This window comes from Streptococcus sp. CM6 (assembly GCF_000526095.1).
Classification (GTDB): Bacteria; Bacillota; Bacilli; order Lactobacillales; family Streptococcaceae; genus Streptococcus; species Streptococcus oralis_BW.
This window is the reverse complement of record NZ_JATS01000012.1, coordinates 1-18,799: the sequence shown is the minus strand read 5'-3', so window position 1 is coordinate 18,799 and position 18,799 is coordinate 1. Positions and strand designations below refer to the sequence as shown.

The 18,799-nt window shown below is 42.6% G+C and carries 21 protein-coding genes and 2 pseudogenes; 21 read left to right on the top strand and 2 right to left on the bottom strand.

Going from position 1 to position 18,799, the window contains the following annotated elements; genetic code table 11:
• Positions 1-25 precede the first annotated feature (25 nt).
• From ndk to recA, 7 genes are all read left to right on the top strand, one after another.
• On the top strand, positions 26-445 hold the full coding sequence (gene ndk, locus HMPREF1516_RS03680) for a nucleoside-diphosphate kinase (RefSeq protein WP_000438305.1): 420 nt from the start codon (positions 26-28) through the stop codon (positions 443-445).
• 136 nt (positions 446-581) lie between these two features.
• Positions 582-1,205 carry a hypothetical protein gene (locus tag HMPREF1516_RS03675; RefSeq protein WP_084647638.1) on the top strand — a complete coding sequence of 208 codons (624 nt, stop codon included), beginning with the start codon at positions 582-584 and terminating at the stop codon, positions 1,203-1,205.
• A gap of 85 nt (positions 1,206-1,290) precedes the next feature.
• Positions 1,291-1,734 (top strand): tRNA (adenosine(37)-N6)-threonylcarbamoyltransferase complex ATPase subunit type 1 TsaE, encoded by a 444-nt coding sequence (gene tsaE / locus HMPREF1516_RS03670; RefSeq protein WP_033605833.1) that lies wholly within the window; start codon positions 1,291-1,293, stop codon positions 1,732-1,734.
• Positions 1,724-2,245: a GNAT family N-acetyltransferase gene (locus HMPREF1516_RS03665; RefSeq protein ID WP_033605832.1), complete on the top strand. Its 522-nt coding sequence runs from the start codon at positions 1,724-1,726 to the stop codon at positions 2,243-2,245. The genes tsaE and HMPREF1516_RS03665 overlap by 11 nt, the downstream gene beginning before the upstream one ends.
• Positions 2,246-2,249: 4 nt before the next feature.
• The gene (lytR, locus tag HMPREF1516_RS03660) at positions 2,250-3,290 is read left to right on the top strand and encodes a glycopolymer--peptidoglycan transferase LytR (RefSeq protein ID WP_000592176.1); all 1,041 of its coding nucleotides are present in this window, start codon (positions 2,250-2,252) and stop codon (positions 3,288-3,290) included.
• A gap of 74 nt (positions 3,291-3,364) precedes the next feature.
• Entirely contained in the window at positions 3,365-4,621 is a 1,257-nt protein-coding gene (locus HMPREF1516_RS03655; protein ID WP_033605831.1) for a competence/damage-inducible protein A, read from the top strand.
• A 54-nt stretch (positions 4,622-4,675) separates the two neighbouring features.
• Positions 4,676-5,824, top strand: a complete 1,149-nt coding sequence (gene recA, locus HMPREF1516_RS03650) for a recombinase RecA (RefSeq protein WP_033585774.1) — start codon at positions 4,676-4,678, stop codon at positions 5,822-5,824.
• A gap of 119 nt (positions 5,825-5,943) precedes the next feature.
• On the opposite strand, the gene HMPREF1516_RS03645 is transcribed toward recA, so the two are convergent.
• Positions 5,944-6,498: a GNAT family N-acetyltransferase gene (locus tag HMPREF1516_RS03645; RefSeq protein WP_000060287.1), complete on the bottom strand. Its 555-nt coding sequence runs from the start codon at positions 6,496-6,498 to the stop codon at positions 5,944-5,946.
• A gap of 109 nt (positions 6,499-6,607) precedes the next feature.
• On the opposite strand from HMPREF1516_RS03645, the gene HMPREF1516_RS03640 reads away from it, so the two are divergent.
• Both HMPREF1516_RS03640 and HMPREF1516_RS03635 read left to right on the top strand, forming a co-directional pair.
• On the top strand, positions 6,608-7,978 hold the full coding sequence (locus tag HMPREF1516_RS03640) for an MATE family efflux transporter (protein WP_033605830.1): 1,371 nt from the start codon (positions 6,608-6,610) through the stop codon (positions 7,976-7,978).
• A gap of 95 nt (positions 7,979-8,073) precedes the next feature.
• Positions 8,074-8,790, top strand: a complete 717-nt coding sequence (locus HMPREF1516_RS03635) for a YebC/PmpR family DNA-binding transcriptional regulator (RefSeq protein ID WP_000532898.1) — start codon at positions 8,074-8,076, stop codon at positions 8,788-8,790.
• 47 nt (positions 8,791-8,837) lie between these two features.
• Here HMPREF1516_RS03635 and HMPREF1516_RS03630 read toward each other — a convergent pair whose 3' ends face one another.
• A complete protein-coding gene (locus tag HMPREF1516_RS03630; protein WP_033605829.1) occupies positions 8,838-9,524 on the bottom strand; it encodes a DUF4190 domain-containing protein in 687 nt (228 codons plus the stop codon).
• Positions 9,525-9,717: 193 nt separating this feature from the next.
• On the opposite strand from HMPREF1516_RS03630, the gene HMPREF1516_RS03625 reads away from it, so the two are divergent.
• The 12 genes and pseudogenes from HMPREF1516_RS03625 (at position 9,718) to HMPREF1516_RS03575 (ending at position 18,623) form a co-directional block, all read left to right on the top strand.
• The gene (locus tag HMPREF1516_RS03625; RefSeq protein WP_033605828.1) at positions 9,718-10,179 is read left to right on the top strand and encodes a MarR family winged helix-turn-helix transcriptional regulator; all 462 of its coding nucleotides are present in this window, start codon (positions 9,718-9,720) and stop codon (positions 10,177-10,179) included.
• A pseudogene (locus HMPREF1516_RS03620) lies at positions 10,163-10,522 on the top strand (ABC transporter ATP-binding protein); the annotation flags it as partial. The gene HMPREF1516_RS03625 and the pseudogene HMPREF1516_RS03620, both read left to right, overlap by 17 nt.
• Before the next feature lie 14 nt (positions 10,523-10,536).
• Positions 10,537-10,800, top strand: a pseudogene (locus HMPREF1516_RS09795) (single-stranded DNA-binding protein); the annotation flags it as partial.
• Positions 10,801-11,076: 276 nt separating this feature from the next.
• The gene (locus HMPREF1516_RS03615) at positions 11,077-12,063 is read left to right on the top strand and encodes a substrate-binding domain-containing protein (RefSeq protein WP_033605827.1); all 987 of its coding nucleotides are present in this window, start codon (positions 11,077-11,079) and stop codon (positions 12,061-12,063) included.
• Positions 12,063-13,379: a sensor histidine kinase gene (locus HMPREF1516_RS03610; protein WP_007520713.1), complete on the top strand. Its 1,317-nt coding sequence runs from the start codon at positions 12,063-12,065 to the stop codon at positions 13,377-13,379. Before HMPREF1516_RS03615 ends, HMPREF1516_RS03610 begins: the two co-directional genes overlap by 1 nt.
• The gene (locus tag HMPREF1516_RS03605; RefSeq protein ID WP_007520712.1) at positions 13,372-14,055 is read left to right on the top strand and encodes a response regulator transcription factor; all 684 of its coding nucleotides are present in this window, start codon (positions 13,372-13,374) and stop codon (positions 14,053-14,055) included. Before HMPREF1516_RS03610 ends, HMPREF1516_RS03605 begins: the two co-directional genes overlap by 8 nt.
• A complete protein-coding gene (locus HMPREF1516_RS03600; protein ID WP_033605826.1) occupies positions 14,052-15,335 on the top strand; it encodes an ABC transporter substrate-binding protein in 1,284 nt (427 codons plus the stop codon). The genes HMPREF1516_RS03605 and HMPREF1516_RS03600 overlap by 4 nt, the downstream gene beginning before the upstream one ends.
• Positions 15,336-15,555: 220 nt before the next feature.
• A complete protein-coding gene (locus HMPREF1516_RS03595; RefSeq protein ID WP_033605825.1) occupies positions 15,556-15,993 on the top strand; it encodes a PTS sugar transporter subunit IIA in 438 nt (145 codons plus the stop codon).
• 43 nt (positions 15,994-16,036) lie between these two features.
• Entirely contained in the window at positions 16,037-16,531 is a 495-nt protein-coding gene (locus tag HMPREF1516_RS03590) for a PTS system mannose/fructose/N-acetylgalactosamine-transporter subunit IIB (protein WP_033605824.1), read from the top strand.
• A gap of 27 nt (positions 16,532-16,558) precedes the next feature.
• Positions 16,559-17,404 (top strand): PTS mannose/fructose/sorbose/N-acetylgalactosamine transporter subunit IIC, encoded by an 846-nt coding sequence (locus HMPREF1516_RS03585; protein WP_033605823.1) that lies wholly within the window; start codon positions 16,559-16,561, stop codon positions 17,402-17,404.
• Positions 17,388-18,242, top strand: a complete 855-nt coding sequence (locus tag HMPREF1516_RS03580; protein WP_025172565.1) for a PTS system mannose/fructose/sorbose family transporter subunit IID — start codon at positions 17,388-17,390, stop codon at positions 18,240-18,242. The genes HMPREF1516_RS03585 and HMPREF1516_RS03580 overlap by 17 nt, the downstream gene beginning before the upstream one ends.
• Before the next feature lie 90 nt (positions 18,243-18,332).
• Complete coding sequence (locus HMPREF1516_RS03575) at positions 18,333-18,623, top strand: hypothetical protein (RefSeq protein WP_007520704.1); 291 nt, start codon at positions 18,333-18,335, stop codon at positions 18,621-18,623.
• Positions 18,624-18,799: the final 176 nt, after the last annotated feature.

Here is an 18,799-nt window from a genome sequence, read left to right as displayed (position 1 = left end):
GAACTAAAATGACAAGGGGATTTATATGGAACAAACATTCTTTATCATTAAGCCAGATGGTGTGAAGAGAGGTCTAGTTGGCGAGGTTTTGAAAAGAATTGAGCGACGTGGTTTCAAACTCGAAAAATTAGAGTTACGTTCAACCGTTTCAGAAGATTTGATTGACCAACACTATCGCGACTTAGTTGAAAAAAGTTTTTATCCTCCTATCCGTCAATTTATGACCTCAGGTCCAATAATTGTGGGAATCATTTCAGGACCCAAGGTAATTGAAAGCTGGCGTGACATGATGGGGGCTACTCGTCCAGAAGAGGCTCTACCAGGAACTATCCGGGGAGATTTTGCTAAGGCGGCAGGAGAAAATCAAGCCATTCAAAACGTGGTACATGGATCAGATTCAGAAGAGTCAGCTAAACGAGAAATCGCCCTCTGGTTTAAGGAATAGATTAGAAGAGAACAGTTCTGTGAATGACGGAACTGTTTTTTGTACCGTTCAGCGTTCTAATGTGACATTTTGGAAGTCATTTATCATTTTCTAATCCTGTCAGAGTATAATTTCTTATACGGAGGAAGAAAAGGAAATGATGAAATCAATTCGTGTTTTATTATTATTAGCTGTCGCTCAAATTTTATTTGGAAGTTGTTTATTGTGGAAAGAATCATTTTTATCCTTAAGAGAAGGAAATGTCTATTTTTTAATTCTCATAGTGGGAGTTTCAGGCTTTTGTGCTGGGATTAATTACTTCCATACCTTGGGTCAGAAAAGTCATAGTATTTTGCGTGTTCAAAAGAAAGTAAGCCTTGTTTATAGCCTTCTTTTAGTAGTCAATCTTCTGGCAACCTGTCTGGTTCTCACAGAAAGCATCCAAACTACTAGCAAATTGCAGCAGGATCTGGTTGACCTCTTTTTGCCTTCATTCTTTTTCTTGCTGGGAGTAGATCTATGGATTTTCTTACCTTTTGATAAATATATTCGGGATGTGGACAACCATCTCAACAAGAAGAGAACGGTTGTGATTTCCGTTTTAGGCACAATTATTTTCTTGAGAAATCCCGTAACAATCTCCTCCGTTCTCCTTTATATTGGTCTCGGTTTTTTATGTGCGCGTTTCCTCTTTCCCAAATCCGTGCAAAGGGAAATTTCATTTTACGGACATGTGATTCGCGATGTTTTATTTGTTATTTGTATTTTTACCTTTTTCTAAGGAAGGCAAGGAGAACTGTAAATTTAGCATAGTAAGTCTATAAAGAAAATTCACACAAAAGGAAACTTTTTGGTATAATAGTAACATGTACACAAAAAATGAAGAAGAGCTTCTAGCTCTCGGAGAAAGATTGGGTCATTTGCTTCAAAAAGACGATGTTCTGATCTTGACGGGAGAGTTGGGTGCGGGTAAAACAACCTTTACAAAAGGCCTTGCCAAGGGTTTGGATATCCGTCAGATGATTAAAAGTCCAACCTATACTATTGTCAGAGAGTATGAAGGGCGTCTGCCGCTTTACCATTTGGATGTCTACCGTATCGAAGGAGATGCTGATTCTATTGACTTGGATGAGTTTCTCTTTGGTGGCGGTGTGACTGTTATTGAGTGGGGGCATCTTTTGGGTGAGGATTTACCAGATGCTTACTTGGAGTTGGAAATTTTGAAAGAAGCTGAGGGTCGTTGCCTTCATTTTACAGCTCATGGCCCTCGGGCTGAACAACTCGTCAAGGAGCTTCAGGATGAAGTATGAGTTGTGCATTCGTGAGGCAGAGATTTCAGATGCTACAGCCTTAATTGCATTTTTAGATTGTGTTGGTCAAGAGACAGACTTCACTAGCCTAGATGAAAATGGTATCATGATGACAGCTTCTGAAATGGCTCTTTTTATCGAAAAGCAAGCTGCATCAGAGAATCAAATTACTCTCCTCGCCTTACTGAATGATGAGATTGCAGGAGTCTTAAATATCACAGCGGATCAACATTTAAGGGTTCGGCATATTGGAGATGTTTTTTTAGCGGTTCGAAAGAAATTCTGGAACCAAGGATTGGCGACTATTCTTCTAGAAGAAGGCATCGAGTGGGCTAAAGCCAGTGGCGTCTTGCGCCGCTTGCAACTCAGTGTACAAAAACGAAATGAGGTTGCTATCCACCTCTATTCAAAAATGGGATTTATCACAGAAGGCTTGCAAGAAAGAGGAGCCTATTTAGCAGAAGGGATATTTTTAGATGTTTGTCTGATGGGCAAATTGATAGATGAATAACGAGATGATCAAAAAATTAATTGGAATGGTGCTAGGTTTTCTGGCAGTAACAGTTGTAGGTGTAGGAATTTATGCCTACACAATCTATCAGCAGGGGACTGCAACCCTGAGTCAAAAAACTTACAAAAAAATCGGTGAAGAAACCAACGTTATCGAAGCAACTGAGCCTTTAACGATTCTCCTAATGGGGGTGGATACGGGAAATTCGGAACGTACAGATCCGTGGGCAGGGAATAGTGATTCCATGATTCTCTTGACGGTTAATCCAAAAACAAAGAAAACCACTATGATGAGTTTGGAACGGGATATTCTGACCAAGATCGAGAGTGGAAATGGCCAAGTTCAGGAAGCCAAACTCAATGCGGCCTATGCCAATGGCGGTGCGGAGCTTGCAATTTCTACTATTCAAAAGATGATGAATATCCACATTGACCGCTATGTAATGGTCAACATGCAAGGCCTTCAACAATTGGTGGATGCAGTTGGTGGAATCACCGTCAACAATACACTTGGTTTTCCAATTTCCATCACTGACCAAGAAGAGTTTAATAAGATTTCCATTGGTGTTGGGGAACAAAACTTGAATGGTGAGGAAGCCTTGGTGTATTCACGGATGCGTTACCAAGATCCTGAAGGAGACTATGGGCGTCAAAAACGTCAACGTGAAGTCATTCAAAAAATCGTAGAGAAGGTTTTGAGTCTGAACAGTGTGAGTCATTATCAAGGCATTCTCAAAGCTTTGAGTGACAACATGCAGACCAATGTGGATTTATCAGCTAAGAGCATTCCACAATTGCTCGGCTATCAAGATTCCTTTAAGAATATCGAAACGCATCAATTGCGTGGGGAAGATGCTGAGCTACAAGGGATTTCTTATCAAATCGTCACTTCAGAACATATGCTCGAAATGCAAAATCTCTTGCGTAGTTCACTAGGTAAAGAGCCAGTGACAGAATTGGAAACCAATGCGGTACTGTACGAAACAGCCTTTGGCCGGACAGCGCCTTCAACCAGTACTAGTATTTCAAACGAAGAGGTAGAATAAAACAAAGAATCAAATCGTGGGAAATTTCCTGCGATTTTTTCAAAAAGAATTCGAATAGATAAGTAGGAGGAAACATGAAAGCAGAAATTATTGCTGTTGGAACAGAAATTTTAACAGGGCAGATCGTCAATACCAATGCTCAATTTTTATCAGAGAAGCTAGCAGAAATCGGGGTAGATGTCTACTTCCAAACAGCTGTCGGAGACAATGAAGCTCGTCTTTTGTCCTTGCTTGAGATTGCGAGTCAACGTAGTAATCTTGTGATTTTGACAGGGGGCTTGGGACCAACTGAGGATGATTTGACCAAACAAACTCTGGCAAAATTTTTAGGAAAAGATCTAGTGTTTGACCCTCAAGCACAAGAGAAACTGGATATTTTCTTTGCTCATAGACCTGACTATGCTCGGACACCGAATAATGAGCGCCAAGCCCAAATTGTAGAAGGGGCAACTCCGCTGTCAAATGAGACAGGTTTAGCAGTAGGAGGAGTGTCGGAAGTGGATGGAGTGACCTACGTAGTCCTTCCAGGACCGCCAAGTGAGTTGAAACCCATGGTCTTAAATCAACTCTTACCCAAGCTGATGACAGGCACCAAACTATATTCCCGAGTGCTTCGTTTCTTTGGAATTGGTGAGAGTCAGTTGGTGACCATTTTGGCGGACTTGATTGACCAGCAAACGGATCCGACCTTGGCTCCTTATGCCAAGACGGGAGAAGTGACTTTGCGCCTGTCTACAAAAGCAGTTAGTCAAGAAAAGGCTGATCAAGTACTAGATATCTTAGAAAATCAAATCTTGGATCGCCAGACTTTTGAGGGAATTTCTCTGCGCGACATCTGTTATGGATATGGGGAAGAAACCAGCCTCGCAAGTGTCGTTGTAGAAGAGCTAAAGAAGAGACAGAAAAGCATTACTGCGGCAGAAAGCTTGACGGCAGGTCTCTTTCAGGCTACTTTAGCAGACTTTTCAGGTGTTTCAGCTATCTTTAATGGAGGGTTTGTCACCTACAGCCTAGAAGAAAAGTCCAAGATGTTGGATATTTCCGAGCAAGAGCTAAAAGAACACGGGGTCGTTTCTGAGTTTACGGCTCGAAAAATGGCAGAGCAGGCACGGCTCAAGACTCAGTCTGATTATGGAGTCAGTCTGACAGGTGTAGCTGGGCCAGATAGCCTAGAGGGGCATCCCGCCGGCACAGTTTTTATTGGACTGGCACATGCAAAAGGGACAGAGGTGATCAAGGCTAATATCGCAGGACGGAGTCGAGCAGATGTACGTCACATCGCGGTTATGCATGCCTTTAACCTAGCTCGTAAGGCTTTATTAAGTGACTAAATTTTGATATAATAGTAGATAGGTCTAAGGACCAGTAGAATATAGGAGAACAGAATGGCGAAAAAACCAAAAAAATTAGATGAAATTTCAAAAAAGTTTGGAGCGGATCGTGAAAAAGCCTTGAACGATGCTCTTAAATTGATTGAGAAAGACTTTGGTAAGGGATCAATCATGCGTTTGGGTGAGCGCGCGGAGCAAAAAGTGCAAGTCATGAGTTCAGGGTCCTTGGCTCTTGACATTGCTCTTGGTTCAGGTGGTTATCCTAAGGGACGCATCATCGAAATCTATGGACCAGAGTCTTCTGGTAAGACAACGGTTGCCCTTCATGCTGTCGCGCAAGCACAGAAAGAAGGTGGTATTGCAGCCTTTATCGATGCGGAACATGCTCTTGACCCAGCCTATGCTGCAGCCCTTGGTGTGAACATTGACGAATTGCTCTTGTCACAACCAGACTCAGGAGAGCAAGGTCTTGAAATTGCTGGAAAATTGATTGACTCAGGTGCAGTTGACCTTGTCGTTATCGACTCAGTTGCGGCCCTTGTACCTCGTGCAGAAATTGATGGTGATATTGGAGATAGCCACGTTGGTTTGCAGGCTCGTATGATGAGCCAGGCCATGCGTAAACTTGGTGCTTCTATCAATAAAACCAAAACAATTGCCATCTTTATCAACCAGTTGCGTGAAAAAGTTGGGGTTATGTTTGGAAATCCAGAAACAACACCTGGTGGACGTGCTCTGAAATTCTACGCTTCAGTCCGTTTGGATGTTCGTGGAAGCACACAAATCAAAGGAACTGGTGACCAAAAAGATACCAATGTCGGTAAAGAAACCAAGATCAAGGTCGTGAAAAACAAGGTGGCTCCACCATTTAAGGAAGCCTTCGTTGAAATCATGTACGGAGAAGGGATTTCTAAGACTGGTGAACTCTTGAAGATCGCAAGTGATCTCGATATCATCCAAAAAGCAGGAGCATGGTACTCTTACAAGGGTGAAAAAATCGGGCAAGGATCGGAGAATGCTAAGAAATACTTGGCAGATCACCCAGAGATTTTTGATGAGATTGACCATCAGGTTCGTGTTCAATATGGTTTGATTGAAGATGAAGAGGGATCCACTCCTACTTCTGTCGCTGAAGATTTGGCACCTAACCAAGAAGTGACGCTTGACCTAGGTGATGGACTTGAAATCGAAATTGAAGATTAAAGATAAAACTAGGGAAAGTTTTCAAAATCATAAAAACGCATAATATCAGGTATTCAGAACCTTGGTATTATGCGTTTTTATCGTGAGAAAACTCTCTAGATTTCTCTTCCTTGAAACAACTAATGATCACTAAAGCGCCTGTATTTGATGTGAAAGTCAAAATAATGTTCATCTTGTAATTTTTGGAAGATGTCGCGATAGGCTTCCTCGTCGAAATGGTCACCGCGGTAGAGAATTTCAAAACTCAAGCCATCATACTCTAGAAAAGCGTTAGCTGTTTTAAAGCCATTTTGTTGATAGAAGCTCATACGAGCTTTTCTTTGTTCCAAGTTATCGCATTCTTCATCCAATCGCTCCACTTCAAGCAACATGGTCCGCTGATAAAAATCAGTTAGTTTGTCGATAATTTCCTTCCCATACCCGTGACTTCTTAAGTGAGGCATGATGGCAAAAAAGCTAATATAGAAAGCCTTTTGGTTGGAGATGGCAAAAGCAAAGCCAACAAATTCTTCTTCGTTATAAAAAGCAAAAAAGTGGGCGTCATCTCGGTCCTGATAGCGCAAAAACTCAGAAAGAGGGACCCGTTCTTCCTCGGGGAAAGCTTCGTTATTTAGCTTTTCAACTTTATCAAGATCTGGGAACACATCGGTTATTAATTGACTGGTCAAACTCATAAATGACCTCCTTTCCTTGATTATAGCAAATTGTCTCTCTGTAAGCAATTGATTTCAGGATTCGTTAAAGAATCTTGTCGGTCCTCTGGAAAGCTGATATAATATCTTTATGAATAAAAAACGAACAGTGGACCTGATTCATGGCTCCATTCTCCCCTCGCTTTTGAGTTTTGCCCTTCCAATTCTGTTGTCCAATATCTTCCAACAACTGTATAATACAGCTGACGTCTTGATTGTAGGGCGGTTCCTTGGACAAGAATCCCTAGCAGCAGTAGGAGCGACAACGGCCGTTTTTGACTTGATTATAGGCTTTACGCTTGGTGTTGGCAATGGCATGGGGATTGTCATTGCTCGCTATTATGGGGCTCGTAATTTTGCTAAGATTAAAGAGGCTGTTGCGGCAACTTGGCTTCTGGGTGCCATCCTGAGTGCTCTTGTCATGCTGATGGGCTTCTTCGGCCTGTATCCACTCTTGCAATATTTAGAGACACCTGTAGAAATCCTTCCTCAATCCTACGAGTATATCTCCATGATTGTTACCTGTGTAGGCGTCAGCTTCGCCTACAATCTTTTTGCAGGCTTACTGCGCTCGATTGGCGATAGCCTTGCGGCTCTTGCTTTTCTTATCTTTTCAGCTATCGTTAATGTGATCTTGGATTTGTATTTTATTACGCAACTGCATCTGGGAGTTCAGTCTGCGGGTCTTGCAACCATTATCTCGCAGGGTTTGTCAGCAATCCTCTGTTATTTTTATATTCGTAAGAGTGTTCCAGAGCTTCTTCCGGGTCTCAAACATTTTAAATGGAATAAGGCTCTCTATGTGGATCTCTTGGAGCAGGGACTAGCCATGGGTCTGATGGGGTCGATCGTCTCTATCGGGAGTGTCATTTTACAATCCTCTGTCAATAGTTTTGGTGCAGTCATTATCAGTGCTCAAACGGCAGCACGGCGAATCATGGCCTTTGCCTTGCTGCCAATGACAGCTATTTCAGCATCAATGACGACTTTTATCTCTCAAAACTTTGGTGCAAAACGTCCCGAACGTATTGTCCAAGGTCTTCGTTTAGGGAGCTATTTGAGTATGTCTTGGGCAGCCTTTGCCTGTATTTTCCTATTTTTTGCCAGTCCTAGCCTAGTCTCTTTCTTGGCGAGTTCGACAGACAGCTATTTGGTAGAAAACGGGACCTTGTACTTACGTATCAGTTCTGTATTTTATCCATTTTTAAGTCTTTTATTGATTTATAGAAATAGCTTGCAGGGACTAGGCCAAAAACTTTTGCCACTTATATCTAGCTTTATAGAATTGTTTGGGAAAATTATTTTCGTAGCTTGGATTATTCCTTGGACAGGCTATACAGGTGTTATTCTCTGTGAACCGCTACTCTGGGTTGTGATGACTGTCCAACTTTACTTCTCCCTTTCCCGACATCCTTGGATAAAAGAAGGCAAGAAAATCGTGGCAGTCGGAGGGAAAGCCTAGCTTGCTTTGCAAAAGAAAATCCATTTCCTCTAGTGAAAATCGAAAAGACTTGTGTTATAATAAGAAAGATTAAAATGTGAAAAAGGAGATTCCTAATGGGACGTAAATGGGCCAATATCGTAGCCAAGAAAACGGCTAAAGATGGAGCTAACTCTAAAGTATATGCAAAATTTGGTGTAGAAATCTATGTAGCAGCTAAAAAAGGGGAACCAGATCCAGAATCAAACACTGCTTTGAAATTCGTTATCGATCGTGCCAAACAAGCGCAAGTGCCGAAACACGTTATTGATAAGGCTATCGATAAGGCAAAAGGAAACACAGACGAAACCTTTACAGAAGGACGTTACGAAGGATTTGGACCAAATGGTTCTATGCTGATTGTGGATACCTTGACTTCAAACGTCAACCGTACAGCTGCGAACGTTCGTGCTGCTTTTGGTAAAAATGGCGGAAACATGGGTGCTTCAGGTTCTGTTTCTTACCTCTTTGACAACAAGGGTGTTATCGTATTTGCTGGTGATGATGCGGATGCTATCTTTGAATTGTTGCTTGAAGCAGATATTGATGTGGATGATGTAGAAGCGGAAGAAGGAACAATCACTGTTTACACAGCTCCAACAGACCTTCATAAGGCTATCGTTGCCCTTCGTGAGTCTGGTATCGAAGAATTCCAAGTTACTGAACTGGAAATGATTCCTCAGTCAGAAGTTGAGTTGTCAGGTGAAGACCTTGAAACCTTTGAAAAACTTTACAGCGTTCTTGAAGATGATGAGGACGTCCAAAAGATCTACACAAATGTCGATGGATTCTAATAAAAAAGCGAACAGACTTGCTAGCTGTTCGCTTTTTATATTTGAGATTAGACTCTGATTCCAGAATCTCTTTGCTGCTGTCTTTCTCCTAGGCCTACAGCTATTTTATGAACTAGTAAGAGTTGACCATCATCCTGTTTTACAAAGGTCAGAGTAACGGTCTTGATTTTATCATCAATGCCAATATAGGTAATTTTCTTGGTGTCGTAGCCCTCAATGATTGAATCAAACTCGGAATCTGGTAGTCCATGCTTTTTGATAATATCCTTGTAGTTGGTACCACCTTTTCCTTTGTTGTCAAGGTCACCTTCGATTAAGGCGTCGAACTCTTTTTGGGTCCAAGTGAAGGAATCCTCTTCCTCCTCTTCAGGGAGTGAATCAATGGTATCATCTGTCAAGTCGCGTTCCATTGAGGAACTGGCTTCTCTATAGGAACGGTTAAACTCTCTGACAAACTCTTTGTAGACATTAGCATACAACATTTGGGTCGTAAGGAAGAGTATAATAGAAGCAATTGACAAGGATGTTCCGATAATGGCCATTGTTTTCCGTTTTTTGAGATTGGCAATAAGTCCGATAATACCTAATATCAAAGCGACAATAGCGATGAAAAACGATAGATAATTAATAAACAGGATCCAAGATCCTAAAAGTGCGATGGATCCAAAAATGGTTGCTAAAATCCCTAAAACTTTTTGTTCTTCTGGTTTCATTTGAAAGTCTTCTCCCTTCATCGAGTGAATGGATTCCTATCCATGGTAGCTAGTGCTTATTATAGAGAAAATATTCTCCAATGTCAATTTAGACTAGAATAGTTCTCTAGGAAACTTTTTTCTTGACATCTCCTCCGAAAGTGATAAAATAGTTCTCACGGAAACTAAATTAGTTCTCCAGAGAACTATATAAAATCATGAGAAGGGAGCAATCATGGACAAATCGTTGTTGATTTTTAAACGTTTTGGGTATCAGATCCACCTGATGTTGCAGAAAGAAGCCAAACGTTGCGGTATTGAATTTATGGGGGGACCGCAAGGACAGGTCCTGCAGTTTTTAGATCGTCGTGAGCATGATCAAGAATTAACGCTTATCAAGGATATTGAGACAGAACTCAATATCACCAAGTCAGTTGCTAGCAACTTGGTCAAGCGTATGGTCCAAAATGGTCTGGTCGAGTTAGAGGCCAATCCAAGTGATAAACGAGCAAAACTTGTTCGTTTGACCGATAAATCACGATCTCAGATGCAAGAAGTTAAGGCGCTTTTTGATCGGATTGCCAGTGGTCTACTGGAAGGAATTTCAAAGGAAAAGCTAGCCGTTTTTGAAGAAGTTCTCGGACAACTACAGGCTAATGTAGAAAGAATAGGAGGAGAGAATGAAGAAACTTGCTAAACGTATTACAGGAAAAGAGTGGGGGATGATCCTACTAGCCATTCTCTTCACCTGCTTTTCGGTTTATCTGGAGTTGGAAGTACCGACCTATATCTCGAAAATCACGAATTTGTTGGGAATTAAAGAAACTAATTTAGATGAGTTATGGCAACCAGTAGGTATGATGGTGGGAATGTCTTTTCTGGCCTTCTTGTCCGCAGTTGCAGTTGGATTTTTTACGTCCAGAGTGGCTGCTTCTTATACTAGTAGGCTAAGAAGTGATATTTTTAACCGAGTTTTAGACTACTCGCAGACAGAGATTAAGAAATTCTCTATTCCCAGTCTTTTAACTCGTACCACCAATCTCAGAGCGGTTAGCGTGAAGCGGATTTTGTAAATGTGGTTGTCTGGGACGCCTAGCTGAGACTTTAGCCAGCTATACAAGTAAGGGCAGCTTGATTTCCCTGAATGGTGAGTTGCGGACTCGTCGCTACGAGAAGGAGGGGCGACTCATTATGTGACAGAGGTGCTCTGTCATAGCTTCCATCTCCTGGAAGTCGCGCCCAGCGTGCTCTGCGTGAAAATGACAGCGGAGGTGATTTGGCAGATTTAGTGTTGGAAGAAGAGGAACTTCCCTTTTAAGCAAGAAGCAAAGAGTGGGAAATGACCTAGCTCTAAAAAATCAGCATTCAGTTTTGTAAGATGCAAGATCTGTTTGACTGAATTCTATTTCTCTCAAGCTTTTAAAAGTTTAATTATGATTGCCGAGGTGGGACCAAGAATCAAAAATCAATGAATTTTTAGATTCTGTCTCGCTTTTTTTATGATAGTCATTTTGGAAAGATTTTGCTTTTTGGCGGTTTTGTAATATAATAATCCTATATGTTTCATAAAGGCGCTTACGGCATAGGGGGGGAAATGGTAGCAGCTAATGTCAAAAAACGGGTTCAGCATTATCAGAAGAAGGCTCTCTGGCCGCTTTTCATTCTGCTTATTTTTGCTTTGTTTTTTGTTTATTTCAAGGGCGTTATGCCAGGTGAGAAGCAGGTCAAGATTGGGGCAACCTACATGACCATGAATAATGATTTTTATAAGACATTAAATGCGGAGCTGGAGAAGAAAACCAACCAGCAGGGCAGCCGGCTTTACGTGCGGGATCCTGAGTTGGATGAGGGCAAGCAGAGCCAGCAGATTGACTTTTTTGTCCGAGAAAAGGTTGATGTCATTGTTATCAATCCGGTAAAAAGCAATAGTCCAAGCATTATTTCCTCTCTTCAAAAGGCCAAGAAATCTGGGATTAAAATCATCGTAGTGGATGCGCCTATCAGTCAGGATGTAAAAGTGGATACGACTATTGTGTCGGATAACTACCAAGCAGGCGTCCTGATTGCCCAGGACATGATGAAGCGCTTGCCTTCTGCTAATATTCTCCTTCTAGAGCACCGCAATGCCGTCTCTGCCATGGACCGGATTCAGGGATTTATTGATACGATTGAAAAACAGCCTAGCTACAAGATTATTTCCCAGAAAGAAACATTGGGTCAGACAGAGGAAAGCATGCCGCAAGTAAAAAGTGCCTTAGACGAAGGTTTGGACTTTAATGTAGTCATGGCGCTCAATGATCGGGCAGCTATCGGCGCCTTAGCAGCTATTAAAAATCAAGGTCTTGATAAGAAAATCTCCATCTACGGCGTGGATGGATCGCCTGATATCAAAAACTTTTTGACTACGACTAGTGATATAGAGGGAACCGTGGCTCAATCGCCCATTCAGATGGGACGCAAGGTGGCGCAAGTAATTGAGCTGATGCAGGAGGGGAAATCCTACGACAGCCAATACCTGATTCCTGTTCATCTGGTTAATAGAGATAATATCAGTCAATACACAGTTACAGGGTGGCAATAATGAGACCTCAAAAAAGTATCTTTTACAGCAAAATAGCCCTAATGGTCATCAATCTGCTTGCCATTGTCTATAATGCATCCATCTATCTCTTTGCGACCAACTATGTAGCGGCTAAGGGCTTCAGTCACTCGCTTTTGGAGCGTTTGGATGCCATTCCGGGCTCTCCTAGCCTAATCTTCTGGGTATCTATTAGTCTGTATGCCTGTCTGCTTTTAGTCATGTACTATCGGGAGCGTCACCCCAATCAGCTGTCCGTCTATGACAAGGTGACCATTATTGAAATCCTGCTCATGCTGGTCATCTTTTCCGTCTTGCACTCGTCCTACAATGGCTTGATTCTCTTGGTGTTTGCGGATATTTTCTATGGCTCTAAGGAGTTCAATGCTTCCAAGGACAAAAAGTACTGGTTTTCTTTCATTATTTTGAGCTTTGGCATGCTGCTCTTGTCCAACTATAACCTCATGTCGCTCTTTATCAATCTGCCGTCTTTGGATACCTATATTCGTTTTTATCCTGAGTCTGTACGCTTTCTGCTCTTATTTGGCAAGAACTTTCTCTACTCGCTTAATATTGTCGTTTTTATGATTTCCTTGCTATTCTATATCTTGTCGGCTATTACGGAGCGCCATCGTATTGAGGAAGAGCTTCGCATGGCTTTTCAAGCCAATCGCGAGCTGAACTCTTACCTGGCTTTGTCTGAGAAAATAGCAGAAGATCGAGAGCGGAAGCGGATTGCCAGAGAGATTCACGATACATTGGGCCATGCCCTGACAGGAATTTCAGCGGGTATTGATGCGGTCAAGGTATTGGTTGATATTGATACCAATCGGGCTAAGGAGCAGCTTAATAATGTCTCAGTCGTCGTTCGAGATGGTATCCGTGACGTCCGAGGCTCGCTCAATAAGATGCGCCCGGGAGCTCTGGAAAATAACACTTTGAAGGAAGCTCTGATTAAGATTACCCGTGAGTATGAAGCCATCTCCAACTTGGAGATTCATCTCCTCTACAAATGGGATAATATTGACTTGGATATTGCCAAGGAAGACATTGTCTTCCGAGTGATCCAGGAGTCGATTACCAACTCTGTCCGCCATGGGCATGCCAAGACTATCTGGATTGAGCTACTAGAGGAAGAAGAAGCTTATGTAATGACCATTCAGGATGATGGTGTTGGCTTTGATGAACTCCACTATGGCTATGGCCTCAAGCAGATGCAGGAGCGCCTAATGATTATTGGCGGAAGCGTCCGCTTTGAAAATCAGGACGGTTTCTACACGCATATCGAAATTCCAAAAATAGGAGGAAGACATGATTAAGGTTTTAATAGCAGACGATCAGGCCTTGATTCGCGAGTCTCTGCAAATCATTCTGTCTGCCCACGCAGATATTGAGGTAGTCGGGACGGTCGGAGACGGCAAGGAAGTGATGGAAAAGCTTCATCGGGTGCGCCCAGATGTGATTTTGATGGATATTCGCATGCCAGTCATGGACGGTGTTCTCTGTACCAAGGCTGTCAAGGAGCAGTATCCAGATGTCAAGATTATCATCCTAACGACCTTTGACGATGATGAATTTATCTTCTCAGCTCTCAAATACGGTGCTTCTGGTTATATTCTTAAAGGGGTTTCGACAGAAGAGCTTCATGAAGCTATTCAAACAGTCTATCGAGGCGGAGCTATGATCAATCCCAATATTGCCACCAAGGTCTTCAAAATCTTTTCACAGATGGCCCAGTCCAACTTTGCCATCACAGTGACAGAGGAAAATGTGGAGGACATGAACCGGACGGAGTGGAAGATTATCCAGCAGATTGGCTTTGGGATTTCGAATAAGGAAATTGCAGCCAAACTCTTTCTATCAGAAGGGACAGTCCGTAATTATCTGTCGGGTATCCTAGCCAAGCTCAACCTGCGTGACCGGACCCAACTGGCTATCTGGGCCGTACAGACTGGAGTCACCCAGAGAGATTTTAGTAAGGAAAGCGACAAATGAAGTGGAGATTGAGAAATTTGTCCCTGCTGGTTGTCTTGATTATATCTGTTGCTCTGGCTTTTGTATTTTGGGATTCAGCTCAGGAAAAAGTCCTGCGTATCGGGATCTATGCTGGCTCTAGCTGGGATGTGCCTAACAGCCGCGAAAACAAGGTCTTGGACAGCCTGATTAAAAAATTTGAAAAGACGCATCCTCATGTCAAGGTCGTCTACGAAAGCGGTATTCCCAAGGATGATTATGCTGACTGGCTGGCAGAGGAAGTCTTGAAAGGCAAGCAGCCAGATCTCTTTATGGTACCAGAAAACGACTTTAGTATGTTGGCTTCGACTGGCGCGCTTAAATCCTTGGATACCCTCCTAACGGATGATGAGCGAAAGGCTTTTTATCCAGTGGCTTATGAGGCTGGGCAATATCAGGGAGTCAGCTATGCCCTTCCAGTTGAGAGCAATCCTATTATGATGTGTGTCAATAAAGACCTGCTTGAAAAAGAAGGAATTAGCATTCCTGAGTCGGGCTGGACCCTGGTGGATTTCTATGAGATTTGCAAGAAAGTAACCAAGGATACCAATGGCGATGGTGTGGTGGATCAGTACGGTATAACAGATTACACTTGGCAGCAGGCTCTGGTAGCTTACGGCGGCCATCTTATCGATAAATCCGGTATCAATGTAGACAGCGCAGAGATGCACCAAGCCTTGACCTTTATGAGCAAGCTAGATATGCTCAGCCAACACTATAAGGTGACTTCTAATGACTTTGATGAGGGACGGGTGGCCTTCTATCCTATGAGTCTGGCCCAGTATCGGACCTACAAGCCTTACCCTTACCATGTTGCCAAATATTCCAGCTTTTCTTGGACCTGTATCCCGATGCCGACAGCCAATAGTCAGGTGATGGGAACACAGGTCAAGACCTCGCTTTTTGCCATGTCTTCCAATACCAAGCAAGAGAAGCTGGCTTGGGAATTTATGCTCTTGCTGTCACAGGATAAAGAAAGCCAGCAGGCTTTGTTTGAAAAATCGCAGGGGACCTCAGTCTTACCATCTATGGTGAAAAGTCAACAGGCCAGAGAAATCTTACAGGCAGATGATTTTGGCCTGGATTCCTTGACTTCTGAGAGGTTAGACCACATGATGAATCGCTCCATCATTGACATCAGTCTTGAAGTAGACCGTCATACCATGGACAGGATGGACTATCTGATTCAAAATGCTATGCAGAATCAAGAGATTGACAGTGCCTTGCCGAGCATTCAAAGAGAAATAGAAAGCGGAAAATAATCTGCTTTCTTTTTTATTTCTAATTAAGTCAGAAAAAAGCACAGCTGCCTAGACCAATATGACAAATGTCATATTTTTCCTAACAAATGTCATCTGGGCAAAATGACATTTGACAATATGAAATCGGTTTCAAAATTTGTAAAATAAAATCATCAATAAATCCTTCATCATTTAAAGCCTTACTTGGCTAAGAGCTAGAAGGAAAAAGGAGGCAGGAAAGATGAAATACCTTGTACTGGTCAGCCATGGGGGACTGGCTGCAGGCGTGCAGAGTTCCTTAAAGATGTTTGCCGGAGACAAGACGGATCAGGTCATTGCGGTTGGTCTTCAGGAAGGCGAGTCAGTTGATGATTTTGCAGTTAATTTTACTCAGGCCTTGGCTGGCTTAAGCGCTGATGACAGTGTCTTAGTTCTGGCTGATATTGTAGGAGGCAGTCCTCTGACGACAGCAGCTAGTGTCTTAGCTGACATGTGTAAGCTCGACTCAGCAGTTATCTTGGGTGGTTTGAACCTGACCATGGGATTGACTGGTTTGGTTATGAAAGACATATTAGACGGAAAAGAGCTAGCTCAGGCTATCCTTTCCGAGGCTACAGCTGCTTTGCAGGAATTTGAAGTCGTAAGTGATGCAGCTGACGAAGATGAAGACGACATTTAGTACTTCCGCCATACATTCTAAAAGATAAAAGGAGATTTTAAAGATGACAGTATCATTTGTACGGATTGACGACCGCATGATCCACGGTCAAACAGTCACTCGCTGGGCCAAGGAATACCCTTGTGATGGCTTGATTGCAGTAAATAATGCTGCAGCAGGAAACAAGGTTTTGATTCAGGCCTACAAGGGAGCTTCTGACAAGAAGACTTTTGTTTGGACCAAGGAAGCTTTCAAGGAAAAATCAGGCAAGGTCATAGAGTCAGACAGCCGCTATTTCCTCATTACGAAAAATCCTGTGGACATGAAAGAAATCCTAGTGGACCAAGGCTTTGTACCTGGTGATGTTAAGGAAATCATCATTGGCCCTGCTAATGACCGTCCTGGAGCTATTAAGCTGGGGAATAACCAGTCCATTACCCAGGAAGAGGCAGAAGCGATTGAGGCGATCGAAAAAGCAGGCTACAAAGTCAAATTCCAGCTTCTACCAGATGTTTCCATCGGTTATTGGAGCGATTTCAAGTCTAAATTTGGTTTTTAATTATAATAATAAAAAGGAGAGTCTATTATGACAATTTCTTGGCTGCAAGCCGCTTTACTGGGTCTTTTCGCTAGTTTAGCTTCTATGCCTGGTATGGGTGGTTCTAGTATTGGTAACTACACTTTGGGACGTCCTCTGGTCGGGGGCTTGATTAGCGGGCTGATTCTCGGAGACTTACAAACAGGGATTATGGTTGGGGTAGCCCTTCAGGTTCTCTACATCGCTCTAGTAACACCAGGTGGTACAGTTTCTGCTGATGTGCGGGCGATTTCTTACATTGGGATTCCTCTCGCAATCTTATTTGTTCATTCTAAAGGAATCACGTCTGAATCTGCTATCGCTGCAGCAGCTGCACCAATCGGAGCAGCAGTTGGTACTATCGGTACAGTTCTCTTCTATGGAACAGCCACTACAAACCTGATATGGCAGCACATTGGTTGGGAAGCCGTTGAAAAAGGCGAATTTAAAAAGCTTTACGCTGTTGACTGGGTTTATCCTTGGATTTCCCACTTTGTCTTCTCTTTCCTTCCAACAATGCTTATCACTAAGTTTGGCCCCGATATGGTTGAGCTGATGAAGACTCACCTGCCAATGGATGGCTTCATCATGAAATCCCTCTTTACAGTCGGAGCTCTTCTCCCATGTGTAGGTATTGCCATTCTCTTGAAACAAATCGTTACCAAGGCTGCTGACTTTATCCCATTCTTTGTGGGCTTCACCTTGGCTAAGTCACTTGGTCTTAATTTGGTTGCCAGTGCAGTTGTTTCATTGATTTTTGCAGTAATTTACTATGAATTGGAAGTAATCAAATCAGCTCGTGTGACCGCGCCGGCTGGTGGGGCTGACTTTGATGACGATGAGGAGGATATCTAAGATGGCTGAAAGAAAGAAAATAACTAAAAAGACTTTAGCGAAATCATTCCACCATTGGTACTATGGTCATTTGACTTGCTTCTCCCAAGAGCACATGCAGACTTTTGGTTACTTGACCTCTATGCTACCAATTGTGGAAGAACTCTACAAAGACAAAGCAGAGCAGAAAGAAGCTATGCAGACCTATACAGCTTTCTTCAACACAGAACCTCAGCTCGGAGCTTTGGTAGTGGGGATTACAGCTGGTTTGGAAGAAGCGCGTGCCAATGGTGATGCAGTTGATGGAGAAACTATTAATGGTATGCGTGCTGGTCTCATGGGGCCTATCGCAGGTATCGGTGACTCTTTGGTTGTCGGAACTTTAATTCCAGTTCTGCTGGGGATTGCCCTTGGCCTCTCGAAAGGTGGAAATCCTATCGGGGCTCTCTTCTATATCCTTGTTTGGAATGTTCTCATCTATGGCGGGATGCGCTTTGCCTACTTCAAAGGCTATGAATTAGGGGACAAGGCGGTAGAATTCCTTGTAGGACCTAAAGGACAGGCCCTTCGTAAGGCAATCAGTGTCATTGGTGGTATGGTTATCGGGGCAGTTGCTGCAACTTGGGTATCTGTAACGACTTCATTTGAGCTGAAAAATGCGGATGGCGAAGCCTTCTTGAAGCTACAAGAAAAGATTGACGGTGTTTATCCAGGTCTCTTAACAGCTGGCTTTATCACCCTTTGCTGGTGGCTGATGGCCAAGAAAAAAGTATCACCAAACCTTGTTATGCTCCTCTTGGTTGTCATTGCTTTGATTGGTGTAGCACTGGGCATCTTTGATCCTCAACTGAAATACTAATTCCTACTCAAGTTTCAGACTGGCAGTAAGTCCGATATGCTGCTAGTCTAGTATCAATTTGTTTGACTAAAATAAAGAATGGAGAAAATCATGACAGAACAAGAATTGATTCAAGGTTATGAAACAGAAATTCACTACCAGAAGCATATGATTGAAAATCTAGGACGCTGGTTTAGTCTCTTCTTTGTCATTGCCAGTATCGGTCTTGTTCTGATTTACTTCTTTCATGAGACTAATCTATTAGCACTGATTGCAGGAATTGTCCTAGCCCTTCTGGGTGTCTTAGCCATGCTCTTGTTTGGTTATGGCATCTACAGAGGCAGGCTCAATCTGCAAAAGGTGATCAATGATTTTGAAGCAAAACTAAAACTTGCAAGATAGACATTTAATCTAGAAAACATAATCCTAAGTGAGAAGCTCACTTGGGATTTTTTATCAGAAAATAGTTCTCTAGGAAACTTTTTTCTTGACATATTCTCTGTAAGTGGTAAAATAGTTCTCATGAAAACTAAATTAGTTCTCCAGAGAACTATATAAAATCATGAGAAGGGAGCAAT

What these genes read in the sequence shown, in the direction of transcription:
- ndk (WP_000438305.1), top strand. Translation starts at nt 26, where the DNA reads ATGGAACAAACATTCTTTATCATTAAGCCAGATGGTGTGAAGAGAGGT.
- HMPREF1516_RS03675 (WP_084647638.1), top strand. Translation starts at nt 582, where the DNA reads ATGATGAAATCAATTCGTGTTTTATTATTATTAGCTGTCGCTCAAATT.
- tsaE (WP_033605833.1), top strand. Translation starts at nt 1,291, where the DNA reads ATGTACACAAAAAATGAAGAAGAGCTTCTAGCTCTCGGAGAAAGATTG.
- HMPREF1516_RS03665 (WP_033605832.1), top strand. Translation starts at nt 1,724, where the DNA reads ATGAAGTATGAGTTGTGCATTCGTGAGGCAGAGATTTCAGATGCTACA.
- lytR (WP_000592176.1), top strand. Translation starts at nt 2,250, where the DNA reads ATGATCAAAAAATTAATTGGAATGGTGCTAGGTTTTCTGGCAGTAACA.
- HMPREF1516_RS03655 (WP_033605831.1), top strand. Translation starts at nt 3,365, where the DNA reads ATGAAAGCAGAAATTATTGCTGTTGGAACAGAAATTTTAACAGGGCAG.
- recA (WP_033585774.1), top strand. Translation starts at nt 4,676, where the DNA reads ATGGCGAAAAAACCAAAAAAATTAGATGAAATTTCAAAAAAGTTTGGA.
- HMPREF1516_RS03645 (WP_000060287.1), bottom strand. Translation starts at nt 6,498, where the DNA reads ATGAGTTTGACCAGTCAATTAATAACCGATGTGTTCCCAGATCTTGAT.
- HMPREF1516_RS03640 (WP_033605830.1), top strand. Translation starts at nt 6,608, where the DNA reads ATGAATAAAAAACGAACAGTGGACCTGATTCATGGCTCCATTCTCCCC.
- HMPREF1516_RS03635 (WP_000532898.1), top strand. Translation starts at nt 8,074, where the DNA reads ATGGGACGTAAATGGGCCAATATCGTAGCCAAGAAAACGGCTAAAGAT.
- HMPREF1516_RS03630 (WP_033605829.1), bottom strand. Translation starts at nt 9,524, where the DNA reads ATGAAGGGAGAAGACTTTCAAATGAAACCAGAAGAACAAAAAGTTTTA.
- HMPREF1516_RS03625 (WP_033605828.1), top strand. Translation starts at nt 9,718, where the DNA reads ATGGACAAATCGTTGTTGATTTTTAAACGTTTTGGGTATCAGATCCAC.
- HMPREF1516_RS03615 (WP_033605827.1), top strand. Translation starts at nt 11,077, where the DNA reads ATGGTAGCAGCTAATGTCAAAAAACGGGTTCAGCATTATCAGAAGAAG.
- HMPREF1516_RS03610 (WP_007520713.1), top strand. Translation starts at nt 12,063, where the DNA reads ATGAGACCTCAAAAAAGTATCTTTTACAGCAAAATAGCCCTAATGGTC.
- HMPREF1516_RS03605 (WP_007520712.1), top strand. Translation starts at nt 13,372, where the DNA reads ATGATTAAGGTTTTAATAGCAGACGATCAGGCCTTGATTCGCGAGTCT.
- HMPREF1516_RS03600 (WP_033605826.1), top strand. Translation starts at nt 14,052, where the DNA reads ATGAAGTGGAGATTGAGAAATTTGTCCCTGCTGGTTGTCTTGATTATA.
- HMPREF1516_RS03595 (WP_033605825.1), top strand. Translation starts at nt 15,556, where the DNA reads ATGAAATACCTTGTACTGGTCAGCCATGGGGGACTGGCTGCAGGCGTG.
- HMPREF1516_RS03590 (WP_033605824.1), top strand. Translation starts at nt 16,037, where the DNA reads ATGACAGTATCATTTGTACGGATTGACGACCGCATGATCCACGGTCAA.
- HMPREF1516_RS03585 (WP_033605823.1), top strand. Translation starts at nt 16,559, where the DNA reads ATGACAATTTCTTGGCTGCAAGCCGCTTTACTGGGTCTTTTCGCTAGT.
- HMPREF1516_RS03580 (WP_025172565.1), top strand. Translation starts at nt 17,388, where the DNA reads ATGAGGAGGATATCTAAGATGGCTGAAAGAAAGAAAATAACTAAAAAG.
- HMPREF1516_RS03575 (WP_007520704.1), top strand. Translation starts at nt 18,333, where the DNA reads ATGACAGAACAAGAATTGATTCAAGGTTATGAAACAGAAATTCACTAC.